The 22179-nt window shown below is 47.5% G+C and carries 21 protein-coding genes (1 of these 21 running past the window's edge); 20 read left to right on the forward strand and 1 reads right to left on the reverse strand.

Translation table 11 applies throughout. The annotated features are described in order from the left end of the window. The 15 genes from ybeY (at position 1) to AB432_RS10915 (ending at position 14075) form a co-directional block, all read left to right on the forward strand. Positions 1 to 510, forward strand: a complete 510-nt coding sequence (gene ybeY, locus AB432_RS10850) for an rRNA maturation RNase YbeY (protein WP_370444408.1) — start codon at positions 1 to 3, stop codon at positions 508 to 510. Positions 511 to 519: 9 nt separating this feature from the next. Next, complete coding sequence (locus AB432_RS10855) at positions 520 to 891, forward strand: diacylglycerol kinase family protein (RefSeq protein ID WP_048032295.1); 372 nt, start codon at positions 520 to 522, stop codon at positions 889 to 891. A 157-nt stretch (positions 892 to 1048) separates the two neighbouring features. Then, complete coding sequence (locus tag AB432_RS10860; protein ID WP_048032296.1) at positions 1049 to 1447, forward strand: cytidine deaminase; 399 nt, start codon at positions 1049 to 1051, stop codon at positions 1445 to 1447. After that, entirely contained in the window at positions 1440 to 2357 is a 918-nt protein-coding gene (era, locus tag AB432_RS10865; protein ID WP_047072508.1) for a GTPase Era, read from the forward strand. The genes AB432_RS10860 and era overlap by 8 nt, the downstream gene beginning before the upstream one ends. A 104-nt stretch (positions 2358 to 2461) precedes the next feature. After that, positions 2462 to 2617 carry a YqzL family protein gene (locus AB432_RS10870; RefSeq protein ID WP_007727602.1) on the forward strand — a complete coding sequence of 52 codons (156 nt, stop codon included), beginning with the start codon at positions 2462 to 2464 and terminating at the stop codon, positions 2615 to 2617. Continuing rightward, positions 2608 to 3381, forward strand: coding sequence for a DNA repair protein RecO (gene recO, locus AB432_RS10875; protein WP_048032297.1), 774 nt, complete (start codon positions 2608 to 2610; stop codon positions 3379 to 3381). The genes AB432_RS10870 and recO overlap by 10 nt, the downstream gene beginning before the upstream one ends. Positions 3382 to 3693: 312 nt before the next feature. Continuing rightward, the gene (glyQ, locus tag AB432_RS10880) at positions 3694 to 4626 is read left to right on the forward strand and encodes a glycine--tRNA ligase subunit alpha (protein WP_082195904.1); all 933 of its coding nucleotides are present in this window, start codon (positions 3694 to 3696) and stop codon (positions 4624 to 4626) included. Further along, positions 4619 to 6688 carry a glycine--tRNA ligase subunit beta gene (gene glyS / locus AB432_RS10885; RefSeq protein WP_048032298.1) on the forward strand — a complete coding sequence of 690 codons (2070 nt, stop codon included), beginning with the start codon at positions 4619 to 4621 and terminating at the stop codon, positions 6686 to 6688. The genes glyQ and glyS overlap by 8 nt, the downstream gene beginning before the upstream one ends. 122 nt (positions 6689 to 6810) lie before the next feature. Next, a complete protein-coding gene (locus AB432_RS10890; RefSeq protein ID WP_012685777.1) occupies positions 6811 to 7455 on the forward strand; it encodes a transcriptional regulator CcpN in 645 nt (214 codons plus the stop codon). 11 nt (positions 7456 to 7466) lie between these two features. Continuing rightward, positions 7467 to 8303, forward strand: a complete 837-nt coding sequence (locus AB432_RS10895) for a pyruvate, water dikinase regulatory protein (protein ID WP_007727584.1) — start codon at positions 7467 to 7469, stop codon at positions 8301 to 8303. A gap of 204 nt (positions 8304 to 8507) precedes the next feature. Then, entirely contained in the window at positions 8508 to 10382 is a 1875-nt protein-coding gene (gene dnaG, locus AB432_RS10900) for a DNA primase (RefSeq protein WP_048032299.1), read from the forward strand. A gap of 34 nt (positions 10383 to 10416) precedes the next feature. Continuing rightward, entirely contained in the window at positions 10417 to 11547 is a 1131-nt protein-coding gene (rpoD, locus tag AB432_RS10905) for an RNA polymerase sigma factor RpoD (protein WP_012685780.1), read from the forward strand. Positions 11548 to 11640: 93 nt separating this feature from the next. Then, positions 11641 to 12555, forward strand: coding sequence for a hypothetical protein (locus AB432_RS10910; RefSeq protein ID WP_048032300.1), 915 nt, complete (start codon positions 11641 to 11643; stop codon positions 12553 to 12555). 76 nt (positions 12556 to 12631) lie between these two features. Then, positions 12632 to 12796, forward strand: coding sequence for a hypothetical protein (locus AB432_RS30705; protein WP_173628796.1), 165 nt, complete (start codon positions 12632 to 12634; stop codon positions 12794 to 12796). A gap of 139 nt (positions 12797 to 12935) precedes the next feature. Further along, a complete protein-coding gene (locus tag AB432_RS10915; protein ID WP_048032301.1) occupies positions 12936 to 14075 on the forward strand; it encodes an acyl-CoA dehydrogenase in 1140 nt (379 codons plus the stop codon). Positions 14076 to 14154: 79 nt separating this feature from the next. Here the strand turns inward: AB432_RS10915 and AB432_RS10920 are convergent, their stop codons facing one another. Beyond that, complete coding sequence (locus tag AB432_RS10920) at positions 14155 to 15441, reverse strand: S8 family peptidase (RefSeq protein WP_048032302.1); 1287 nt, start codon at positions 15439 to 15441, stop codon at positions 14155 to 14157. 381 nt (positions 15442 to 15822) lie between these two features. Between AB432_RS10920 and AB432_RS10925 the strand changes: the two genes are divergently transcribed. From AB432_RS10925 to AB432_RS10945, 5 genes are all read left to right on the forward strand, one after another. Continuing rightward, positions 15823 to 16557: a tRNA (adenine(22)-N(1))-methyltransferase gene (locus AB432_RS10925; protein WP_048032303.1), complete on the forward strand. Its 735-nt coding sequence runs from the start codon at positions 15823 to 15825 to the stop codon at positions 16555 to 16557. Continuing rightward, positions 16533 to 17648, forward strand: a complete 1116-nt coding sequence (locus AB432_RS10930; protein ID WP_048032304.1) for a Nif3-like dinuclear metal center hexameric protein — start codon at positions 16533 to 16535, stop codon at positions 17646 to 17648. Before AB432_RS10925 ends, AB432_RS10930 begins: the two co-directional genes overlap by 25 nt. A 56-nt stretch (positions 17649 to 17704) precedes the next feature. Beyond that, a complete protein-coding gene (locus AB432_RS10935; RefSeq protein ID WP_048032305.1) occupies positions 17705 to 19705 on the forward strand; it encodes an S-layer homology domain-containing protein in 2001 nt (666 codons plus the stop codon). After that, a complete protein-coding gene (locus tag AB432_RS10940) occupies positions 19702 to 21198 on the forward strand; it encodes a S41 family peptidase (RefSeq protein ID WP_048032306.1) in 1497 nt (498 codons plus the stop codon). The genes AB432_RS10935 and AB432_RS10940 overlap by 4 nt, the downstream gene beginning before the upstream one ends. A gap of 125 nt (positions 21199 to 21323) precedes the next feature. Then, on the forward strand, positions 21324 to 22179 hold the 5' portion of the coding sequence (locus AB432_RS10945) for an alkaline phosphatase family protein (protein ID WP_048032307.1). Its footprint extends 629 nt past the window's final position; 856 of the gene's 1485 nt are visible here — the first part of the coding sequence; it begins with the start codon at positions 21324 to 21326; its stop codon lies beyond the right edge, outside the window.

Below are 22179 nucleotides of genomic sequence, written 5' to 3' on the forward strand. Positions count from 1 at the left end.
ATGGCGTCACAAAAAGGAGATCGTTTACCTGTGTTATCTGTAGAAATCCTTCATGAAGAAATCGAACCGATCGATGAGAATTTGCAAAACCTGCTTGTCCGTTGCCTGGAAGCAGCGGCAAAGCTGGAAGACGTACAAGGAGAAGTAGTTGTCACGTTGGTGAACAACGAGCGCATCCACGAGTTGAATCGCGACTATCGAGGTGTTGATCGGCCTACGGATGTTCTGTCCTTTGCGATGAACGAGCCGGGCGAAGGGGAAATGGAAATCTTCATCGATGAGGATGAGGCCAGCGAGTTTCCGAATATGCTTGGAGATATCATCATCTCGGTGCCAAAAGCACATGAGCAGGCCGAAGACTATGGCCATTCATTCGAACGCGAACTCGGATTTCTCACGGTTCATGGTTTTCTTCACCTTCTGGGCTATGATCATGGGACGCCAGAAGAAGAGAAGGAAATGTTTTCACGTCAAGAAAAGGTGCTGGAAGAAATCGGCTTGACGAGGTAGGAGATTACGTTGAAGGAATGGCGACGATTGACTCGCAGCTTCACCTACGCTCTGCAAGGAATTTCCTATACCGTACGGACACAGCGAAACATGCAAATCCACGTAGCCGCAGCCATTGTGGTGCTGGCGGCAGCGTGGTGGCTGCAGATACCCCGCAGCGATGTTTTGCTGGTCCTTTTTTCTATCGGTCTGGTCTTCTCCCTTGAGCTGGTAAACACCGCGATTGAAGCAGTCGTTGATTTAGCTTCCCCAGAATGGCACGTCAAGGCGAAGATTGCCAAAGATGTGGGAGCAGGAGCTGTACTTGTGGCGGCGATTCTGTCCCTTATCATTGGAGTTCTCGTATTTGGACAGCCACTGTTGCAAAAAGTATGGGGATAGTTTTTACTAGTAGAGAAGAAGAAGGTTTTTCATAAGCCAAAATGAGGTACCGGACGGGTCATTGTAGTTGACCTTTCAGTCTGGTTTCTTCGTGTCTCATTGGACACATTCTGTTGTGAAATGATGTTAAAGATCAACCATATGAGGAATGATGAGAATGGATAAACAATCATTATTAGCACAAGCAATCGAAGCCAGAAAGCTCGCTTATGTACCATACTCCAAGTTTCAGGTAGGAGCAGCTCTTTTAGCTGAGAGTGGCAAGGTTTATTTGGGAGGCAATATTGAAAATGCAGCGTACTCGCTGTGCAACTGCGCAGAGCGTACGGCTCTTTTTAAAGCGTACTCAGAAGGCGACCGGACTTACAAGGCATTAGCCGTCGCTGCCGATACACCGCAAGCTGTATCACCATGTGGAGCTTGCCGACAAGTCATGGCAGAGCTGTGCCCGCCGGACATGCCTGTATTTTTGACGAATCTCAAAGGCGACATTTGGGAAACGACAGTATCTGCCCTGCTTCCAGGCGCATTCACCAAGGAGGATTTACGTGGATAATCGCAAGACCAAGCAATCGTTTAAATCGGGCTTTGTTTCTATTGTGGGACGGCCAAATGTTGGAAAATCAACATTGTTGAATCATATTGTGGGACATAAAATCGCTATCATGTCAAACAAGCCGCAAACGACACGCAACAAAATTACAGCGGTGCATACGACAGAAGAGGGTCAAATTATTTTCTTGGATACACCGGGGATTCACAAGCCTCAATCCAAACTTGGAAACTACATGGTTTCGGTTGCCGAAAATACATTGAATGAAGTAGATCTCGTTTTGTTTGTTGTCGATGCAACTGAAAAACGCGGAGCCGGGGACGACTACATCATCGAGCGGTTGAAGCAGGTCAAAACGCCAGTATTTTTGGTCATCAACAAAATTGACAAGGTGCACCCGGAAGCACTGCTGCCGATTATTGACGATTACCGCAAATTGTATGATTTCAAGCAAATTGTTCCAATCTCTGCACTGGAAGGTAACAATACAGGGTCATTGCAGCAGGCTATTTTGGGCGAAATGGAAGAAGGCCCGATGTATTACCCTGCCGATCAGGTGACAGACCATCCGGAACGCTTTGTAGCAGCCGAGTTGATTCGGGAAAAAGTTCTGCATTTGACGAGAGAAGAAGTACCGCACTCCATTGCTGTCGTAATTGAAGAGATGAAGCGAGGCGAAAATGGTAAAACGCTTTACATTTACGCCGCCATTTACGTAGAGCGGGATTCCCAGCGCGGTATTTTGATTGGGCAAAAGGGTCAGATGCTCAAAGAAATCGGTCAACGTGCGCGCAAGGATATCGAGCGGTTGATGGGGGACCAAGTATTTTTGGAGCTCTGGATCAAAGTGAAAAAGGATTGGCGCAACCAAGAGCGGATGCTGCGTAACTTCGGTTTCTACGACGAGCAATAATATTCCCAGCGCGATGTGTTAATTTTTCCAAGGCATAGAATAACGGGCAAAGGTGATTCTAAGAAGGAAGTGGATAGACCCGATATAGGAAAGGATGATGCTCCATGCTTCGTGACTTTTCTTGGAGAGTTTTCGCTTCAACCGGTGATATCCATGCTTACCTTCTCTACCGTGATCACCATCAAACGGATGTTTCCAGCGAGGAAGCCTCGTTTGATCTCGCCCAGGAAGAATTGGGTGACACGCAGGCATGCTTGTAAAGTGGGAAGGGATTGTCATTCGCAGTGTGGACTATGGTGAGTCCAGTAAAGTGGTGACATTGTTTACCCGGGAGAACGGCAAATTAGGCGTGATGGCCCGAGGTGCCAAAAAGACCAAAAGCCGTCTTGCCGCCGTCTCCCAGTTGTTTTCGCATAGTTATTATCTATGCAAGGCAGGACCCGGGACAGGAATGCCCGATCTCTCTCAGGGAGATATGCTGGATTCGTTCCGGGATATGCGGCAAAGCCTGACTGCTACGGCTTATGCCGCATACATAGCAGAACTGTTGGATCGATTGACGCAGGAAAAGGAGCCCAATCCCTACTTGTTTCAGCTACTCCTTCATACGTTCCGCCATTTGGATGAAGGACGAGATGCCGAGATCCTGTGTCGGATTTTTGAGACCAAGATGCTCATTGTAGCGGGGATCTCCCCGCAGCTTACAGCGTGTGTAAACTGTGGCGAACAGCGCGAGCCCTATGCGATCAGTGTGGGACAGGGCGGGCTGTTGTGCCCAGTTTGCTTGCCTTCCGATTCGTATGCGATGGCAGTTACACCCTCGACCTGGAAGCTGTTACGGCTGTTCCAGGTATTTGATTTGGAGCGGCTTGGTGACATTGAAGTAAAACCGGCTACACGCAACCAGCTCAAGCATGTGCTGCGTAGCTTCATGGACGAGTATTTGGATCTCAGGCTGAAAAGTCGAGCATTTCTGGAACAACTGGAGCGTATGGAAAGAATGACCCAAACAGATCAGGACTAATTGACATACGAATTTGTTTTCGTTATGATAAGAACCAAACTTGTATACCGAATGTTGCCGTGAAGGAAAAGAGTAGTCGGCCACTGGCTGTGAATAGCGAATCGGGGATAGTGGAAGCCCGGTCGCCATGCTGATGAAGGGCGTTCTGGAGCAATTTAATTGTAAGGTGGGCGAAGAAGTCATTCGCCAAGTAGGGTGGAACCGCGAGAATCCTCTCGTCCCTACACTGTCGCATCAGGCAGTGTAGAGGCGGGAGGTTTTTTTAGTTTCGACTTAAAGCCAAGTTCTAAAAAGTTTAGAGGAGGAAAAAGCATGAAAATGACATTTCAAGACATCATTTTGACGCTGCAAAACTTTTGGGCAAAGCAAAACTGTCTCATTGTCCAGCCGTATGACGTTGAAAAAGGGGCAGGTACGCTAAATCCAATGACCTTCCTTCGTTCCATTGGACCTGAGCCGTGGAATGTGGCATATGTAGAGCCTTCCCGTCGCCCGGCTGACGGACGCTATGGGGAAAACCCGAACCGTTTGTATCAGCATCACCAGTTCCAAGTAATCATGAAGCCATCACCGGACAACATTCAGGAGCTGTACCTGGAGAGCTTGCGCGAACTCGGAATTGAGCCACTTGAGCATGACATCCGATTTGTAGAGGACAACTGGGAACACCCGGGTCTCGGCGCATGGGGCTTAGGCTGGGAAGTTTGGCTGGACGGAATGGAAATCACACAGTTCACGTACTTCCAGCAAGTGGGCGGTCTGGAATGTAAACCAGTGGCAGTCGAGCTGACTTACGGACTGGAGCGTTTGGCTTCCTATATTCAAGAGAAAGAAAATGTGTTTGATCTGGAATGGTGCAACGGATATACGTACGGTGATGTATTCCTGCAACCAGAATACGAGCATTCCAAATACACATTTGAGCTGTCTGATGTCGACATGCTGTTCTCTCTCTACAATACGTATGAGGCAGAAGCAAAAAGACTGATGGCACAGAGACTGGTTTACCCGGCATACGACTACGTTCTGAAATGCTCCCACACCTTCAATTTGCTTGATGCGCGTGGAGCCATCAGTGTGACGGAGCGTACAGGCTACATCGCTCGTGTACGTAATCTGTCTCGTGAAGTAGCACAAACCTACTACAAAGAGCGTGAGCGCCTCGGTTTCCCGCTTTTGCAAAAAGGCAATGCAGACGCTGCGGATCAAGTGAATCAGGTGAAGGGAGAGGATACAAATGAGTAAGCGCGATCTACTCGTAGAGGTTGGTTTGGAAGAAATGCCTGCTCGTTTTGTCGCACAGGCAGCGGCACAATTCAAGGAAAAAGTAGAAAAGTGGCTGACTGCTGAGCGCGTGCCGTTTGATCAAATTACGGCATTGGAGACACCTCGTCGTTTTGCCCTGTTGATCAATGGATTGGCAGAAAAGCAGCCTGACCGCAATGATGAAGCGAAGGGTCCTGCACGCAAAATCGCACAAGATGAAGCGGGCAATTGGTCCAAGGCAGCACTCGGTTTTGCACGAAGCAACAATGTTGAGCCAGACCAACTGTATTATAAAGAAGTAAACGGGATCGAGTATGTTCATGCTCGTAAATCCGAAGCGGGAAAACCGACTACCGAGCTTTTGCCGCAACTGGCTGAAGTGATTACCAGCATGAGCTTCCCGAAAAACATGCGCTGGGGCGCACGCGATTTGAAATACGTTCGTCCGATTCGTTGGCTGGTTGCTTTGTTCGGCGATGAATTGATCGATCTGGAGATTGCAGGTGTAAAAAGCGGACGCGTTTCTCGTGGACACCGCTTCTTGGGAACAGAGGTTACGTTGAATCACCCGAGCGAATACGTGAGCAAGCTGGCTGAGCAGTATGTCATGGTGAATCCGGACGAGCGCAGAGCAGCCATTGTAGAACAGATTCATCGCTTGGAGAAGGAAAATGGCTGGACGATTCCAATGGACGAAGGACTTCTGGATGAGGTAGTCCATCTCGTAGAATATCCTACGGCTCTTTACGGAACGTTCGAACAAGAATTCCTTTCCATTCCACGTGAGGTTTTGGTGACCTCCATGCGTGAGCACCAGCGTTATTTCCCTGTTGAAAACGCTCAGGGTCAATTGCTGAATCATTTTGTGACAGTGCGTAACGGTGACAGCCGCGCTCTGGAAAACGTAGCGAAAGGGAATGAAAAAGTTCTTCGCGCACGTCTGTCTGATGCTCGTTTCTTCTACGTGGAAGACCAAAAGCTGTCCATTGAAAGCTGTCTGAAACGTTTGGAGACAATTGTTTACCATGAAGAGCTGGGAACAATCGGTGATAAAGTTCGCCGTGTACGCAAAACTGCTGCGCAAATGGCAAGCAAGCTGGGTGTGAGCGCGGAAGAGACGAAACAAGTAGACCGCATTGCAGAAATCGCAAAATTTGACCTCGTTACCAACATGGTAGGTGAATTCCCTGAACTGCAAGGGATTATGGGTGAAGATTACGCGCGTAAAGCGGGTGAGACTGACCTCGTAGCAAGTGGCGTATTCGAGCATTACCTCCCGCGTTTTGCAGGGGACAAAATGCCAGCTTCCGCCCAAGGCGCTATCGTCAGTCTGGCTGACAAGATGGACACGATCGTAGGCTGCTTCTCGATCGGGATTGTGCCTACTGGCTCACAGGACCCGTATGGTCTGCGCCGTATGGCAGCGGGGATCGTTACGATTTTGGTGGAGCGCGACTGGCAAATTTCTCTTGCCGATCTGTGGAATGCCGCGATGGAAGGCTATGTAGCGCAAGGCGTAAACAAGCGAGCAGCAGAAGACGTGAAAAAGGACCTCGTAGACTTCTTCGCACTCCGTCTGAAAAACGTCTTGCAGGATCATGGCGTGCGCTACGATGTCATTGACGCCGTTCTTGCTGCCGACCTGACACTGGTTCCAGAAGTGCTGGCAAAAGCAAAAGCATTGATGGGAGCGGTACAAACAGAAGAATTCAAGCTGATTGTGGAGCAGTTTAACCGGGTGAACAATCTGGCACAAAAAGCGGAAGCAGACCAAGTCAGCGAAGCTCTGTTCGCAGAAGATGTAGAACGTGCCTTGTATCAGGCATTCCAAGCTGTTCAGAAGGATGTAGAGGGTCTGAAGGATCAAGAGAAGGTGCTCGCAACCTTGTCAACCTTGCGCCAGCCGATCAACGCATTCTTTGATAAGGTAATGGTTATGGCCGAAGATCAGGCTGTTCGTGCAAATCGTCTGGGACTTCTCTTGCAACTTTCTCGTGTACTTTATCGCTATGCAGATTTTTCCAAAGTTGTATTCGCGTAAACAAAATATAACCGGTGCCTTCGTCTGAAAATCAGGCGGGGGCACCTTTTTTCCGCGTGAAAGAAGGAATATCCCGTCGAATAGAGTAATACTAGGAAGAGGTAAAGACAGAACCGGGGTGATTGGTCATCGAGCTTACCAAACGACAAGAGCACATCTTACAGATAGTGAAGGATGACGGACCGATAACAGGAGAGCATATCGCGGAGCGACTGAATTTGACTCGCGCGACGCTTCGCCCTGATTTATCCATCCTCACAATGTCAGGATATTTAGAAGCCAGACCTCGGGTCGGGTATTTTTATGCCGGCAGACCCGCAAGCTCAGTCATAAGTGAACGGCTTCACAAGCTTCTCGTCAATGACTACAAGGCTGTACCGATTGTGGTTTCCGAATCCGCCTCGGCTTACGACGCCATCGTTACCCTCTTTTTGGAGGATGTTGGCACATTATTCGTCGTCAATCAAAAAGGATATTTGGCTGGCGTGATTTCACGAAAAGACCTCCTGCGGGCTTCTTTAGGCAATAAGACGCTGGAGGATGTGCCGGTCAGCATTATCATGTCTAGGATGCCGAATATCATTACATGCGCACCTGATGAGACCTTGTACGCAGCCGCTAAAAAGCTGATTGATTTTCAGATTGATTCGCTGCCTGTCGTAAGGCCTAGCGAGGAAGATCCGAAGCAAATGGAGCTGTTGGGGCGCGTCACCAAGACGACGATCGCGAAAGCATTTGTAGAATTGGGTAGCGAACCGAAAGTGTAGGAGGAGAAGCGATGCAAGGTAAACAGCAAGGACAGCTCATCTATGTAGTCTCAGACTCCATCGGCGAAACGGCCGAACTTGTCGTTCGCGCAGGAGCTAGTCAGTTTGATCGTTTTTTGTTTGATGTACAAAAGTATCCGTATATAGAAGACAAGGAATCGATTGACGAAATCATTGCATCGGCAAAAGAATCGCGGGCAATGATCGTGTTCACTCTGGTCATTCCGGAGCTGAATGCGTATATTACACAACAAGCTGCTCTTCACGGAATTCCGGCTCTCGATGTTATGGGGCCGTTGATGAATACATTGCAGGGCATGTTGAAAGAGCCACCAACAGGAAAACCGGGTTTGGTACGCCGTCTGGATGAAGAGTATTTCCGCAAAGTAGACGCCATCGAGTTTGCCGTCAAATACGACGATGGACGCGACCCACGTGGCCTGTTGCGTGCAGATGTGGTTTTGATTGGCGTTTCGCGGACTTCCAAGACGCCACTTTCCATGTATTTGGCTAACAAGCGACTTAAGGTTGCCAATGTTCCGCTTGTCCCTGAGGTAGAGCCGCCAGAAGAATTGTTCCAACTGCCAATAGAAAGGTGTATTGGGCTTACCATCAATCCGGAGCAACTGAACGGCATTCGAACAGAGCGTCTGAAGGCACTGGGATTGACAGCACAAGCAAATTACGCCAATCTCGAACGGATTGCCGAAGAACTGGCTTATTCCAAGCGCATTATTGAGCGCCTCGGATGTACCGTAATTGATGTTTCCAACAAGGCAGTGGAAGAAACGGCAAACATCATTTTGGAGATGATTCGAAAAAACAATCTCCGTAATGAAAGGAAATAGGCCGAAAGAAGGATTTTGGCGTTTTTTGTAGAAAATCAATTAGCCGAGGTACTTATCATAGCGTGAGTTTCTCAGCGTTTATTGCACTTAGAAATGTGGAAAAGTAGAAAAGAAGAAAAGAAGTTTGATGTAAAGAAGGAAATTGACGAATTTTGACGAACTAAATATTCTCACGTGCGATTCTCCTTATAAAGGTGGAAAGACATGACTGGTCCCACTTCAGATGAATTTGTAAATCAAGTGCGTGCCGCTGTCGACATCGTAGACGTTGTAGGAGAGTACGTTCAACTGAGAAAAAGCGGTCGTGCCTTTCTCGGTCTATGTCCGTTTCACTCTGAAAAGAGCCCTTCCTTCAACGTAAATGCAGAGCGACAGTTTTTTCATTGCTTTGGCTGTGGAGCAGGTGGGGATATCTTTTCCTTTTTAATGAAACTGGAGCAATTGACTTTTCCAGAGGCACTGCACAAATTGGCGGAGCGTGCCGGGATATCTGTGCCCCAGCCGCAGCAGGTAGAGGAATCACCTGAAAAACGGATGAAACATGCGATGCAGGAAGCGCATACGTTCGTTTCACGCCTCTACCACTACGTGCTTACGAAAACTCCTTATGGCGCAGAAGCGATGAAGTATCTCGCAAAGCGCGGAATGTCTGAGGCGACAATCGCCGAATACCAAATCGGATTCGCCCCGGATTCATGGGATTTCGTGACGCAGCAGTTAACAAAGCGGGGATTTTCACAGGAATTGATGGTAGAGGCAGGGCTTTTGGCCAGGAGCGATGCAGGAAAAATCTTTGATCGCTTTCGAGGTCGTATCATGTTTCCGATCCAGGATTCCCAAGGTAACGTCATCGGATTTGGTGGGCGGTTACTGCAAGGATCGAAGCCCAATTCCAACCAAAAGTCTCAACCCAAGTATCTGAATAGCCCGGAAAGCCTTTTGTTCAACAAAAGCGCTACGCTGTTTAATCTTCATCGTGCGCGCCCCATTATTAGAAAGAAAAAAGAGGCGCTGTTGTTTGAAGGATATGTCGATGTTATATCGGCATGGCAGGCGGGTTTTATGCAAGGTATTGCCACTTTGGGAACAGCCTTGACGGAGCAGCAGGCCAGAATTCTTCGTCGCAATACAGAGTCAGTTGTACTCTGTTATGACGGAGATGCTGCAGGACAAGAAGCAACGAGCAAAGCGATTCACGTTTTGCAGCAAGCCGGTTTGATCGTTCGAGTAGCTCCACTTCCACAAGGAGTGGACCCGGATGATTACATCCGCCAGCATGGGGCTGAAGCATTTTCCCAGCAGGTATTGTTACAGGCGATGCCAATTACGGCTTTCCGTCTGAAACATTTACGCAGTCAGTTCGTAATAAAAGATGAGACGGACAAAGCTCGCTTAATCGCGAAGGCGGTCGAAATCATCAACGAACTCAACAGCCCGGTGGAACGGGACATGTATCAACGGCAATTGGCAGAAGAATACTCCCTTACTCTCGGTGATCTCAAATGGGAGTCCAAACGTGCTTACAATCAGCAAAAAAGTGAGCGCCAAAGGGATAAAGTGACGCCAGCATGGAATAATAGTATAAATAATGGCAAAGTTACGCTCGCGAAAACACTGCCACCCGCTTATCACACGGCTGAGCGCATGCTGCTTTACTACATGATGCGGAACGAAGAAATAGCCGCCCGCGTCCAACATGAATGCAGCGCCCACTTTCAAGTGGATGAACACGATGCGCTGGCTGCCTACCTGTACGCCTACTATGCAGAGGGAAACCCGGAAGACCCTGGAAAGTTTATACATTATGTGCAAGACGATTTGTTAAAGCAATTAGCCTCGGGATTGGCCATGATGGAGTGCAACAACGACGTATCTGAATTAGAGATCGGTGACTACATCAAACAAGTGAATAACTACCCGAAGCGTGCCGAGTTGGAACGATTGCGCGATGAGCAGCGGAGCTTACACCTCCAAGCGGCCGCAGCGGACAGCGAGGATGCGCGCAAACAACTTGAACTTCAAGCAGCCGTTACAGGGATGAAGATTCTTGAATTGGAAAATGCTTTAAAAGAAGGGTAGCTTCAGATCATTCCCGGGGAAGGAGGGAAAGTAGATGAACAAGCAAAATATTACTTCCGACATGGAAGCAACGTCCATCGAACAAGTGAAGGAACAACTGGTCGAATTAGGTAAGAAACGCGGCGCACTGTCGTATAAGGAGATTACTGCTCGTCTGGCAGGTTTTGAGCAGGATTCTGATCAAATGGATGAGTTTTTTGAATATCTTGGTGATCAAGGCATTGAGATTAACAACAATGAGAATGAAGATGACGACGATGAAGTCGATCAAATGATCATCAAGGACGAGGACAACGAAGAATTTGATTTTGACGATCTCTCCGTTCCGCCTGGAATCAAGATCAATGACCCTGTACGGATGTATCTGAAGGAAATTGGTCGAGTTCCTCTGCTCTCCGCAGAAGAGGAGATTAAACTGGCACAGCGAATTGAACAAGGTGATGAGGAAGCCAAAAGACGTCTGGCTGAGGCGAACTTGCGATTGGTTGTATCGATTGCGAAGCGTTATGTAGGACGCGGCATGCTATTTCTCGACTTGATTCAAGAAGGGAACATGGGTCTGATTAAAGCGGTGGAAAAGTTTGACTATCGCAAAGGCTACAAGTTCAGTACGTATGCGACCTGGTGGATTCGCCAAGCGATTACCCGTGCTATTGCAGACCAGGCTAGAACGATCCGGATTCCGGTTCATATGGTGGAAACGATCAATAAATTGATCCGCGTTTCCCGCCAGCTTCTGCAAGAGCTAGGTCGTGAACCTATGCCAGAAGAAATCGCTGAAAAAATGGATCTCACTCCGGAAAAAGTTCGGGAAATCATGAAGATTGCTCAAGAACCAGTATCCCTGGAGACTCCAATTGGGGAAGAAGACGACTCCCACTTAGGTGATTTCATTGAGGATCAGGATGCATTGGAGCCATCTGATGCAGCTGCCTATGAACTTTTGAAAGAACAGTTGGAAGACGTTTTGGATACATTAACAGACCGGGAAGAAAATGTACTGCGTCTGCGTTTTGGATTAGATGACGGTCGTACACGGACGTTAGAAGAAGTAGGGAAAGTGTTTGGCGTAACCCGTGAACGGATTCGTCAGATCGAAGCAAAAGCGCTTCGCAAATTGCGTCATCCGAGTAGAAGTAAACGCTTAAAAGATTTCTTGGAATAACCGATATAAGAAGTATGTGGCCTACGTTAGCCGACGTAGGCTTTTCTTATTCATGAAAGTAAACACTTTTTGTCGTAGTTAGGAGGGGCCGCGTTGGACGACCAGCGCAAGCGCACGATTATCGCCGAAATTGAAAACTGGCGGCGCAACCATTTACTGCCTGAACATTACTGCATCTTCTTGTTAAATCTGTATACAGAAGGGGATCGGCCAAATACACCGGCGTCCGCAGGCGGGAATGAGCGAATGGGAACGGCACCGGGTGTGCTGTCAGGAAAAGTCAATTCAACATCGTCTGTCACAAATACATATGCACCTAGAACTGTCTCTCCAGTGACGGGGAAAATGGTAGTGGCATGGCTCCTTGGTGCCTTTGTCATTGCTGGTTTGATCTTACTTGCTTTTCATTTTAACCGTTTTCAAACCCCAATGCAAATTACCATCTTTGCCTGTTTCGCTCTCGTTTTCTATATTCTGGGACTCGTATATCGAAGGTCGGCCCCGCCATTAACGCATTTATTCCTGGCTTTGTCTTTTCTGATCTTGATTGCGGGCGGCGTTTATTGTATCCAAAAATTGGAAGGTAGTATGCCGTTTATCCTGTTCTATTTAGGCTTCGTTTGCATGTTACTGTGCATCAGCGCCATTGTTTTCGGATATGCTTATTTGCTCTATGCAGGGTTACTGGGTTTGGCTATCTTGTATGGCATTACGACCGTGCATCGGGTAGGGATGGATTATACGTGGTGGACATCGGAGTTGTACTGGGTACCGCTTGCGTGCTTGCTCACAGGTATGGGCTTCTTGATGAATAAGGCCAATGCAAAATGGGCGGGAGTATTTGCTGTATGTGGACTTGCCTTTTTCTTTGGTGCAGAGATACAGGCGCTGTATATTCCAGCAGCGAAGCGGGACATGATTCAATTGCTGCTGTTCATTAAGGTGTTCATCGCGTCAACTTTGTTTTTCTTCACGCGAGGATATTGGTATGCGTGGTTGCGACTGTAGCACGCTGCGTGACTTCTCGTTTTCCTCCCCCTGCTTATCTGTTACAATTTCAGAAGAGAGCAAACGGGGTGAATAGATGAACAACAAGTGGAAAGTATTAATCGGTATTTTGCTGGCGGCTTTTTTTCTGGGTGGAGAAACAGTAGCCAAGTTTATGGGTGTAAATACATACAGTCTCGGATTCATAGCAGCCTCTGTATCTTTTTTGGGAGCGATTTTATTAGGAGCACGCCGATCATAGGCGTGTTTTTTTTGAGAATTTACCACATGAATTTCAAATCGTGGTGTATAATGGTAAGAGTATTCTGAACAAACGCTCAGTCAAAATTGTGTGTTTCTTGATGGTTCTTTACTAAAGCGTTTTCAAGGGGGCAGCGATTATGAACTTCGATTTGACTTCAGAACAACAAATGTTGAAAAAAATGATGCGCGAATTTGCTGATGAGGTAGTGGCACCAGGAGCAGATGAACGCGATCAAACTAAACAATTTCCTGTCGAAATATTCAAGCAGATGAGCGAGCTGAACTTGATGGGTCTTCCTTTCTCTGAGAAATACGGGGGGGCGGGAGCCGATTCTACGAGTTTTGCGATCGTTGTAGAAGAGCTTAGTCGTGCATGCGGATCTACAGGAATCACGTATTCGGCGCATATTTCATTAGGTGGCGCTCCACTTGCTTTGTTCGGAACGGAAGAGCAGAAGCTGAACTATTTAAGCAAAATCTGTTCGGGCGAAAGCTTTGGTGCGTTTGGCTTGACGGAACCGAATGCAGGGTCTGACGCAGGTGGTACGAGGACGAATGCGGTCTTGGCTGACGGGGAGTGGACGATTAACGGCTCCAAATGCTTCATTACCAATGCCTCCTATGCTTCTTTTCTCGCCTTGACAGCTGTGACTGACAAAGAGCAGGGCTCACGTGGTATTACAGCTTTTATCGTTCCGACAGATGCCCCTGGTTTTCAAGTGCTGGCGAACTATGAAAAGCTAGGCTTACACAGCTCCAATACGACCGAGCTCGTTCTTGAAAATGTCCGGGTGCCAGAGGAAAACGTCCTTGGGAAGAGGGGCGAAGGCTTCAAGCAGTTCCTCATTACACTTGATGGTGGGCGAATCGGGATCGGGGCTATGGCAGTAGGAATTGCACAGGCTGCCTACGACAAGGCGCTGCAATACTCCAAGCAGCGTACTGCTTTTGGTAACTCCTTGAGTCATTTTCAAGCGATTCAGCACAAGCTTGCGGATATGGCGATGCAAATTGAGCTGGCGAGAACGATGGTGTATAAAGCAGCGTGGTTGAAGGATCATGGTCGCAAATTTACGAAAGAAGCAGCAATGGCAAAATTGTATGCTTCGGAGATTGCCATGTCTGCTACTCATCAGGCCATTCAGATTCACGGTGGCTATGGTTATATGCGGGAGTATCAGGTGGAGCGATTTTTCCGCGATGCCCGGCTGCTGGAGATCGGCGAGGGGACTTCAGAGATTTTACGTAATGTTATCGCAAGAGAAATCGGTTGCTAGCCTTTTCGTGTTTGATAATGAAAGAGCATGACTGCCAGCGAAAACTGACAGCCATGGCTCTTTTTTTGTTTTTTACTTTTTATTGATCGCCTGGTTGTACAGTTGGGAATCCAAATCCGCTAGCAATATCGTCTCCTACAGCAGAGTTTGAGCCACCTTTGATGTCATTTACTTTCGCACGTTTTTGCAATTCTACGCGAACATCTTGATAGCTCCAAGATGGATTGGATGCCCAGATTTTTGCAGCCAAGCCAGAAATGTGCGGTGTTGCCATGGAGGTTCCGCTAATGGAATTATAGCCTCCGTTATTCCATGTAGACTGAATAGCGCGTCCTGGTGCTGATACTTCCACATCGCGCTCTTGAATCACGTAGTCTCCCGCTTGCCCGCTCTTGCCACGAGAAGAGAAGTCAGCCACACGGTAGGTTCCGTTTTGTTGAACATTCTCTAACGCTGCTACGGCAACGGTATTCACTAATGCTCCAGGGTAGCCAATGCTATTCACGGTCGGTCCAGAGTTACCAGCCGCAGCGACGACTAATACACCTTTTTGGTTTGCATAAGTGATGGCATTTGCCATAAGGGTACTCTTACCGCTAGAGCCAAGGGACATAGAGATGATCGTTTTCACGCCTAATTGAGCGGACTGGTCAGCAGCGTAACGAATGGCATAGGCAATGTCATCCTCATAGCCCGAGCCTGAATCATCCAATACTTTATATGCCCATAGCTTCGCTTCTGGTGCTACACCATAAATACCAGCGCCACCGCCGCCGTCAGCGAGTACAGTTCCAGCGACGTGTGTTCCATGACCATGCGCATCATTGCAAGCACCAGTAACAACAGGAGAAGCTTGCGTGAAATCGTTGCACTGCTCTGCGTTAGCAGTTAGGTCCGGGTGCTGTGTATACACGCCAGTATCCAGGACTGCAACACGAACATCTGCACCGCCAGTCGCAGCGGAGAGGGACTGGTTCTTATAGATTGCTTTAATTCCCCACGGAACGACTGCCGCAGGAGAGAATTCTGGCTCGCTTACCTGATCTTCTTCTATATACTCAGCGATCTTAAATTTTTTCAACACGGTAATTTTTACGTTGGGATCGCTTTTCAGTTGGTTAAGTTGATCGCTATCTACATCGAGGGTAAAGCCCTCTCCTCCAAAATCATGGCGTACTTCCAAAGGTCCAGCAAAATAACCGGTTCTTACATCTGAATCTGACTGAATTAATACCCGCGCAGTACCTAATCCACTGAATTCATTGGTTGAATCATTACTGGCTGCCCCCACACCAGTGAAGACACTCATCACTAGCGCCGAAGAAAGTAATCCCATTGCCCACCACTTGCCGGTTCTTTTTTTCAAACTATTCTCCTCCTTAAAGATATTTAGTTTGTGTAGTTCATGATGTGCATGGCGTTAATATACATATCTGTAAAAAATTTGTAAATATTTATTTATTAAAATAAAGTTCACAATTTCCTAAAAATTAAGTTAAATTACATAAAATACCATAAAACATGATTATATTTAAAAAAATTGCTTGTAATTCCGAACACTTCATCCGAGGTATGGCCACCTGTAAGCCTCCCTACTGCTATCCAAGGGTCCCCGTTAGTACCTGGTCCCTGTTGGGTACAAGAGCGAGGATTTTGTCGTTCTTTGCTGATCATCTGTTAGGGAATTAGCATTTCGCAATTGCTGCCAAATAGGGTAGAATAGAGGCAACGGAAGGTGAATATACAGATGACATCAGTATCAATATCCAAGCGGCTACAAACGATTGCCCGCTATTGTCCAGAAGGAGCCCGCGTCGCCGACATCGGGTCGGATCATGCGTTGTTGGCTTCTTATTTGCTTGTAAAAGGAATTGCCTCTTTCGTGATCGCAGGCGAGTTGAATGAAGGGCCTTTTCAAGCGGCACAAAAACAAATACATACATTGCAGGTTAAAGATCGCGCTTCGGTGCGTAAAGGAAACGGGCTCGCGGTAGTACAGCCTGGCGAAGCAGATGTGATCTGCATTGCTGGGATGGGAGGCCAATTGATCGGTTCCATTTTGGAAGCAGGAAAAGACAAACTGGAAGGTGTGCAACGCCTGATTCTGCAACCAAACGTAGGGGAAGAAGCGGTTCGCCTGTGGATGATAGAAAATGGTTGGCAGTTAATCGCGGAGTCCATTTTGCAGGAGGACGGCGTGATTTATGAGATTCTCGTCGCAGAACGAGGCAATCCTATCTTGCCTTATGAGGGCAAAGATCGTACACAGCATGAGCTCCTGCGCATTGGTCCATTTCTTTGGGAAGAAAAATCAGAGGTTTTACGAGAGAAGTGGCTGCATGAGCAAGAAAAATGGCAAAAGGTCATCGTTCAATTAAAGCGTTCGGACAAGCCGGAAGCAGCAGAACGAATCAAAGAAATCGAAGCAGAAGTAAAATGGATCGATGAGGTGATCGCATGCTTGCGCACGGACAAACAGTAATCCAATATGTAGAACGTCTGGCACCTAAATCTTTGGCGATGGAAGGCGACAAGATTGGCCTTCATGTAGGAACCTTGCAAAAAAAGGTGAAAAAAGTGATGATCGCACTAGACGTGCTGGAATCTGTGGTGGATGAAGCAATTGCAGAGGGTGTAGACCTAATTGTGGCTCACCATGCCGTCATTTATCGACCACTTAAACACCTCCGGACGGATCTCGCCGCAGGACGCGTGTTCGAAAAGCTGATCAAGCACGACATTGCGGTATACACGGCCCATACCAATTTGGATGTTGCGTATGGGGGAATGAACGATTGGCTCGCAGAAGCGGTTGGACTCACTGACGTAAATGTACTAGATGTACTTTCACGAGAGGCTTGGAAGAAGCTCATCGTATTCGTACCCGCTACCCATAAGGAAGCAGTGTTTTCCGCACTTGCTGAAGCGGGTGCAGGGCATGTAGGCAACTATAGCCACTGTTCTTTTCAGACAGAAGGCACTGGAACCTTTTTACCTGGGGAAGGAACGAATCCCCATATCGGTTCGACAGGTCAACTGGAAAAAGCAGAGGAAGTTCGCATCGAGATGATCGTTCCCGCGTCCAAGCAATCGGCTGTGGTCAAAGCAATGCTTGCTGCCCATCCCTACGAGGAAGTCGCCTATGACATCATTCCCTTGGAGCAGTCCGGAACCCCATACGGGATTGGGCGAATCGGTACTCTGCCTGCACCACTGTCGCTGCGTGAATTTGCTTTACTCGTCAAGGAACGGTTTTCCCTCCATGGCCTGCGCGTAGTTGGTGACTTGGATGCGACAGTCAAGAAAGTAGCGGTAGTAGGTGGCGACGGTAGCTCTTTTGTTTCCAAAGCAATTTTTAAGGGCGCGGATGTTTATTTAACCGGAGACATTGGTTATCACACTGCACATGATGCACAAGCAGAAGGCTTGTCGATTGTAGATGCTGGTCACAATATCGAAAAAATCATGAAGGAAAAACTGGCGACCATCTTGCTTGAACAATTGCAGGCAAATGGTTACGAAACAGAGGTTATTCCTTCGCGTGTGCACACAGATCCGTTCCAGTTTGTATAAGACGTAGCAGGATCAACCTTATGTTTCCTGCCAGATGAAGTGTAGGAGGATTTTATGTGCAAAAACTAATCCGGACGATTTCTTGTGGATTACTGACGTTAAGCTTACTCACCCCCGGCGTCGCATCAGCGGCTGGGGGCTTATTGCCATACAATGACATCAGCAAGCACTGGGCGAGAAACGCAATCATTCAAGGTGTGCAGCTCGGTTTGTTTGAGGCTGGTCCAAATGTTTCGAAGTTTTACCCAAATCGTGACATGACGCGTGCGGAATTTCTTGTCATGATCGATCGTCTTTACTACGGTGGACAGTACCATATCTATCCGCTTACTTTCTTATCCGAGCATTCGGAGTGGGCGCGAGCAGAAGGTTTTCAGGAACCGTATTTGCCGTATAAAGATGTCGATCGCCTGACGTGGATGTACAAACCAACCCTGCGCATTTCCACGATCTTGGATAGACTGTACGGTCCAAATGCAATTCAGTACATATTTCCTGGTGAGATGATGAAGCCGAATCAGCCGATCACCAACGAAGAGGCTGCCAAGATTTTGCAAATGTTCACGATGTCTCCAGATAGTAAAAATGCTTGGGAAGAAGTGCGTTCCTGGGGATGGCTAGAGGGAGAAAAAACGGATCGGGTCAAGCGGGGAGATGCTGCTGTCGCAGCTGATCGCATGGTTAATTATTTCCTTCAGGATGGAATCATGCCTCTGTTGGATTACGATGGGAAAAAGTTCCCAATGGTGCCGGATATCGAAGAGGTATTGCCGTTATTCGCAACCTATACAGATCCCAAAACAACAGAAGAACAGATTTATGTAGATGCGGCTGCCGCTATTCGCAGTAGAAATGATAGTGAGGAGACATTTGAACAGCTACGCAAGCTGGCCGATTCCTCTTTCCCGAATCAAGTCGGTGTTCACTATTTATTAAGCTGGAATCCTGAAACACCGATTGAAACCAATCTGGAGCAAGCTTTTCTTGCTATCGACGCCTACTTCGAAGACAAAATCATTCTCCCTGATACACTCGGGCTATTGAGTGCCAATGTGTATGATATTGCCTTGCAGCTAGGGAACAAGGATCAAAGCCAATACAAAAAAGTACTCGACCGACTCAGTGCTTATGAGCAAAAAGTGAAGCAAGATTCCAAAGAATGGGAAACGCTCGCCTTGTATGTCGGGGCACTGGAAATCAGGAGTGGTCAGGTAGAGCTGGCGTTGGAACGTTACCAGCGATTTGCCGACAGGAGCCCGGAGGCATTGTTGAATACTTCCTACTATTATTTGCAGGAAGGGCGTATCCAGGAAGCAGAAGAAGTTCTTGCTGCGATGAAACCGAAAGCGTCAAACAGCAGAATGAATCAGTTGCACAAAATGTTGCGCCAAGAGTTAGCGTCTTTAAAAGAACAGCCAGCTATTATTTCTGATTTGGGATACTCTTTGCGCCAGTTGGACAATGCCGACACCTACCAAGTGAAGGGTGAAGCGGTGTTGAGTGGATTGACGTTCTCATACACGCAGGATATTAACAAGGAGAAACAAATAAGCAGAATTTCCGGCTTTTATCAATCTCCGCAAAAACTAATATCAGACAAGTTGCTCTCCTATACAGACGGGAAAACAAATACGCAATACTCGTATGATACGGATCGGCATACATGGGACAAGAATAGAACGGACAACGTTGACTTTTTGCATGAGTGGGTTGGTGCTGTCAAGGTAGCCGATCGTGCCAAGGAGCTTCATGCTCGCTACTACAAGCAATCATACGGAGAGTACGATGTCATTACGGAGTGGATTCCGGGGTCTATGTTAGTAGAGAAATCCAAGAAGGTTACGCTTGGACAAGGAAAAGTGAAAGACGTTCCGTTGTTCATAAACAAGTATTATATTGATAGGGTTAGCGACCAAATCGTTAAACATACGTGGCGTTATGAAGAGATTTATGAGGGCGACGAATATGTAGCCTATTCGGGTACCGACAATTACGACTTTACAAGCAATGTTGCATTCTCGATACCTGATGATGTTCGAAAAGGGGTGGCACCATGAAGCGAATTAGTCAATGGGCAGTAGCAACTGTCCTGCTACTAACAACTGTTCTTCCTGTGCAAGCGGCAGAGTATCCTTACGAAGAAACAGAAGAAGTGTTCCAGCACGTCATGGAGAGCCACTTGAGCAAACCGGCAGCCAACCAATTGGTAAAAGGGGCTCTAGAGGTGGTCAGTGAGCAGGCTAATCAGAAAAAACAGCTTCAGTTCAAAGTTTCTGAAGAAGATGATACTTGGGACGAGTTGGAATTGAGGCTTGCAGAATGGCAGAAGAAAGGCGGGTTTGATACGCCGACGATGAACACGTGGGCGATTGAAGGAATGCTCTCCACACTCAATGACCCGCACAGCGTATTTTTTACTCAAGATGAATTGCGTTTGTTCCAATCTGACGTTGAGAATCAATTTGTTGGATTTGGCTTTCGTCTGCGGCGGCAAAATGATCATATTATCATCCGTGAAATCGTTCCGAATTCTCCAGCAGCAGCATCTTCGTTGCAACGAGGCGATCAATTGATCAAAGTAAATGAGACCTCGCTGGTTGGAAAGACTTTTGAAGAAGCGTATGCTTATTTGAAGGGCAACGAAGGGACCGAAGCCGTTCTTACTGTGTATCGTCCATCCGACAAACGGGAGCACCAGGTAAAGCTGAAGCGTGCCTCCATGACCTTGCCGGAAGCGGAAGGACAGATGTTTACGAAAGGCGCGGTTGGTTATATCAGTCTTGAAACTTTCGGATCAGAAGGAGCCATCCAGGTAAGGGATAAGCTTGCAGAGCTTTCCCGCGTGCAAAAACCGTTGTCCGGATTGGTGTTAGACCTGCGTGATAATGGCGGGGGATACTTGTCCACAGCACGGGACATCGCGAGCCTCTTTATGGAAGAAGGCTTGCTTATGTACACCACGAATCGTAATGGGGTAGAGGTAGAGACGTGGGTACGAAATGGGCAGGATATCGGCATTCCAGTGCGAATTTTGGTAAACGGTGGAACAGCTTCTGCATCTGAGCTGTTGTCAGGTGCGCTGCGTGATCATGGCATCGCCAAACTTGTGGGTACCAAAACATTTGGAAAAGGGAGCGCCCAACAAGTTATTCCATTGTCGGACGGTGACGCACTGAAGCTTACACTGAATGAATATTTTACTCCTAAGCATACTGTGGTGAACCACGTAGGGCTTCAACCAGATATGGTTGTGGAGGATTATGGAGCACAAGTAGTAGAAGCTCTCCATTCATTGAACGTCACTACGTGGGAACTGAGTGATGCAGAAGGTGATACAGTCATCAATGGAATTCCTTTCCCGACGGTAGATCCTCTCTTTAAACAAACACCTCAAGGGCTGCAAATCCGAGCTGCTGTACTTTCGCATCTACTGGGTGATCCGTCCATTGGTGAAAAAGATTATGTGGAATTTGCTCCGTATTTGAAGAAGTACCCTGCACTAAAACTGCAAACGAATAATGGTATCAACACCCTCACATTTACTTCGTGAGCATGGTCCCCTGTTGCTTTAGGCGAACAGGGGCTTTTTCTTTTTCATGGCGTATACTCGGTAATGGAAAATCGAACACTATCAAGTGCGACTATGACTACTACGACAAGAAGGGTGGCAGCCGGATGAAAAAGGTCATACTTTTCCTGATCGACTCCATGATGCCTGATGTTCTGGAGCGATGCATTGCTGCCAATCAAGCACCGGCACTTCGGTTTTTCATGGAGCATAGCCAGTACATACCAGATTGTGTGACCGTTTTCCCTACGATGACGGCTTCGATAGATTGCTCCCTCATTACGGGTGTTTACCCCGATCAGCACAAAGTACCGGGGTTAGTTTGGTATGATGCAGAGCAGAAAAAGATGGTGAATTATATTAATGGAGCCAATTCCGTCCGAAAAATAGGGGTTTCGAGTTGTGCAGAAAATGTCCTATTTGATTTGAATGAACGTCATCTTAGCAAGGATGTCAAAACCATTCATGAGGTACTGGAAGAAAATAATCTCGTCTCGGGTTCCATCAACGTTATCGCCCATCGGGGACATAAGCAGCATAAGGTGAAAATGCCGACCTTACTTGATACAATCACATCTTTTTCCCTGCGAGAGCATGTGAGTGGTCCAACGATCATGAGTATGGGGACGCTGGTGCGCCCGGCGTTATTTCGTACCGTCCCGTGGGATTTCTCCCAATCTGCTTTGGAAGGCTATGGAATTAATGATGCGTATGCAATCGATGTTATGATTGAGGTCATTCGCAGCGGTCAGCAGCCACATTTTACTTTGGTCTATCTGCCAGAGAATGATCATAAACTCCACAATTCCCCGGAGGATGCCGTACAGCACTTGGCAGATGTGGACAAGCAATTGGCCCGTTTGTTGGATAGCTTCGCGTCATGGGAACAAATGCTGGAGAGAAACGTATGTATTTTGATTAGTGATCATGGACAAACCGTCATTGGAGAAAGTGAAGACCACA

Source organism: Brevibacillus brevis, from assembly GCF_001039275.2.
In the GTDB taxonomy this organism is placed as follows: Bacteria; Bacillota; Bacilli; order Brevibacillales; family Brevibacillaceae; genus Brevibacillus; species Brevibacillus brevis_C.

What these genes read in the sequence shown, in the direction of transcription:
- ybeY (WP_370444408.1), top strand. Translation starts at nt 1, where the DNA reads ATGGCGTCACAAAAAGGAGATCGTTTACCTGTGTTATCTGTAGAAATC.
- AB432_RS10860 (WP_048032296.1), top strand. Translation starts at nt 1,049, where the DNA reads ATGGATAAACAATCATTATTAGCACAAGCAATCGAAGCCAGAAAGCTC.
- AB432_RS10870 (WP_007727602.1), top strand. Translation starts at nt 2,462, where the DNA reads ATGCTTCGTGACTTTTCTTGGAGAGTTTTCGCTTCAACCGGTGATATC.
- recO (WP_048032297.1), top strand. Translation starts at nt 2,608, where the DNA reads ATGCTTGTAAAGTGGGAAGGGATTGTCATTCGCAGTGTGGACTATGGT.
- glyQ (WP_082195904.1), top strand. Translation starts at nt 3,694, where the DNA reads ATGAAAATGACATTTCAAGACATCATTTTGACGCTGCAAAACTTTTGG.
- glyS (WP_048032298.1), top strand. Translation starts at nt 4,619, where the DNA reads ATGAGTAAGCGCGATCTACTCGTAGAGGTTGGTTTGGAAGAAATGCCT.
- AB432_RS10895 (WP_007727584.1), top strand. Translation starts at nt 7,467, where the DNA reads ATGCAAGGTAAACAGCAAGGACAGCTCATCTATGTAGTCTCAGACTCC.
- dnaG (WP_048032299.1), top strand. Translation starts at nt 8,508, where the DNA reads ATGACTGGTCCCACTTCAGATGAATTTGTAAATCAAGTGCGTGCCGCT.
- rpoD (WP_012685780.1), top strand. Translation starts at nt 10,417, where the DNA reads ATGAACAAGCAAAATATTACTTCCGACATGGAAGCAACGTCCATCGAA.
- AB432_RS30705 (WP_173628796.1), top strand. Translation starts at nt 12,632, where the DNA reads ATGAACAACAAGTGGAAAGTATTAATCGGTATTTTGCTGGCGGCTTTT.
- AB432_RS10915 (WP_048032301.1), top strand. Translation starts at nt 12,936, where the DNA reads ATGAACTTCGATTTGACTTCAGAACAACAAATGTTGAAAAAAATGATG.
- AB432_RS10925 (WP_048032303.1), top strand. Translation starts at nt 15,823, where the DNA reads ATGACATCAGTATCAATATCCAAGCGGCTACAAACGATTGCCCGCTAT.
- AB432_RS10930 (WP_048032304.1), top strand. Translation starts at nt 16,533, where the DNA reads ATGCTTGCGCACGGACAAACAGTAATCCAATATGTAGAACGTCTGGCA.
- AB432_RS10940 (WP_048032306.1), top strand. Translation starts at nt 19,702, where the DNA reads ATGAAGCGAATTAGTCAATGGGCAGTAGCAACTGTCCTGCTACTAACA.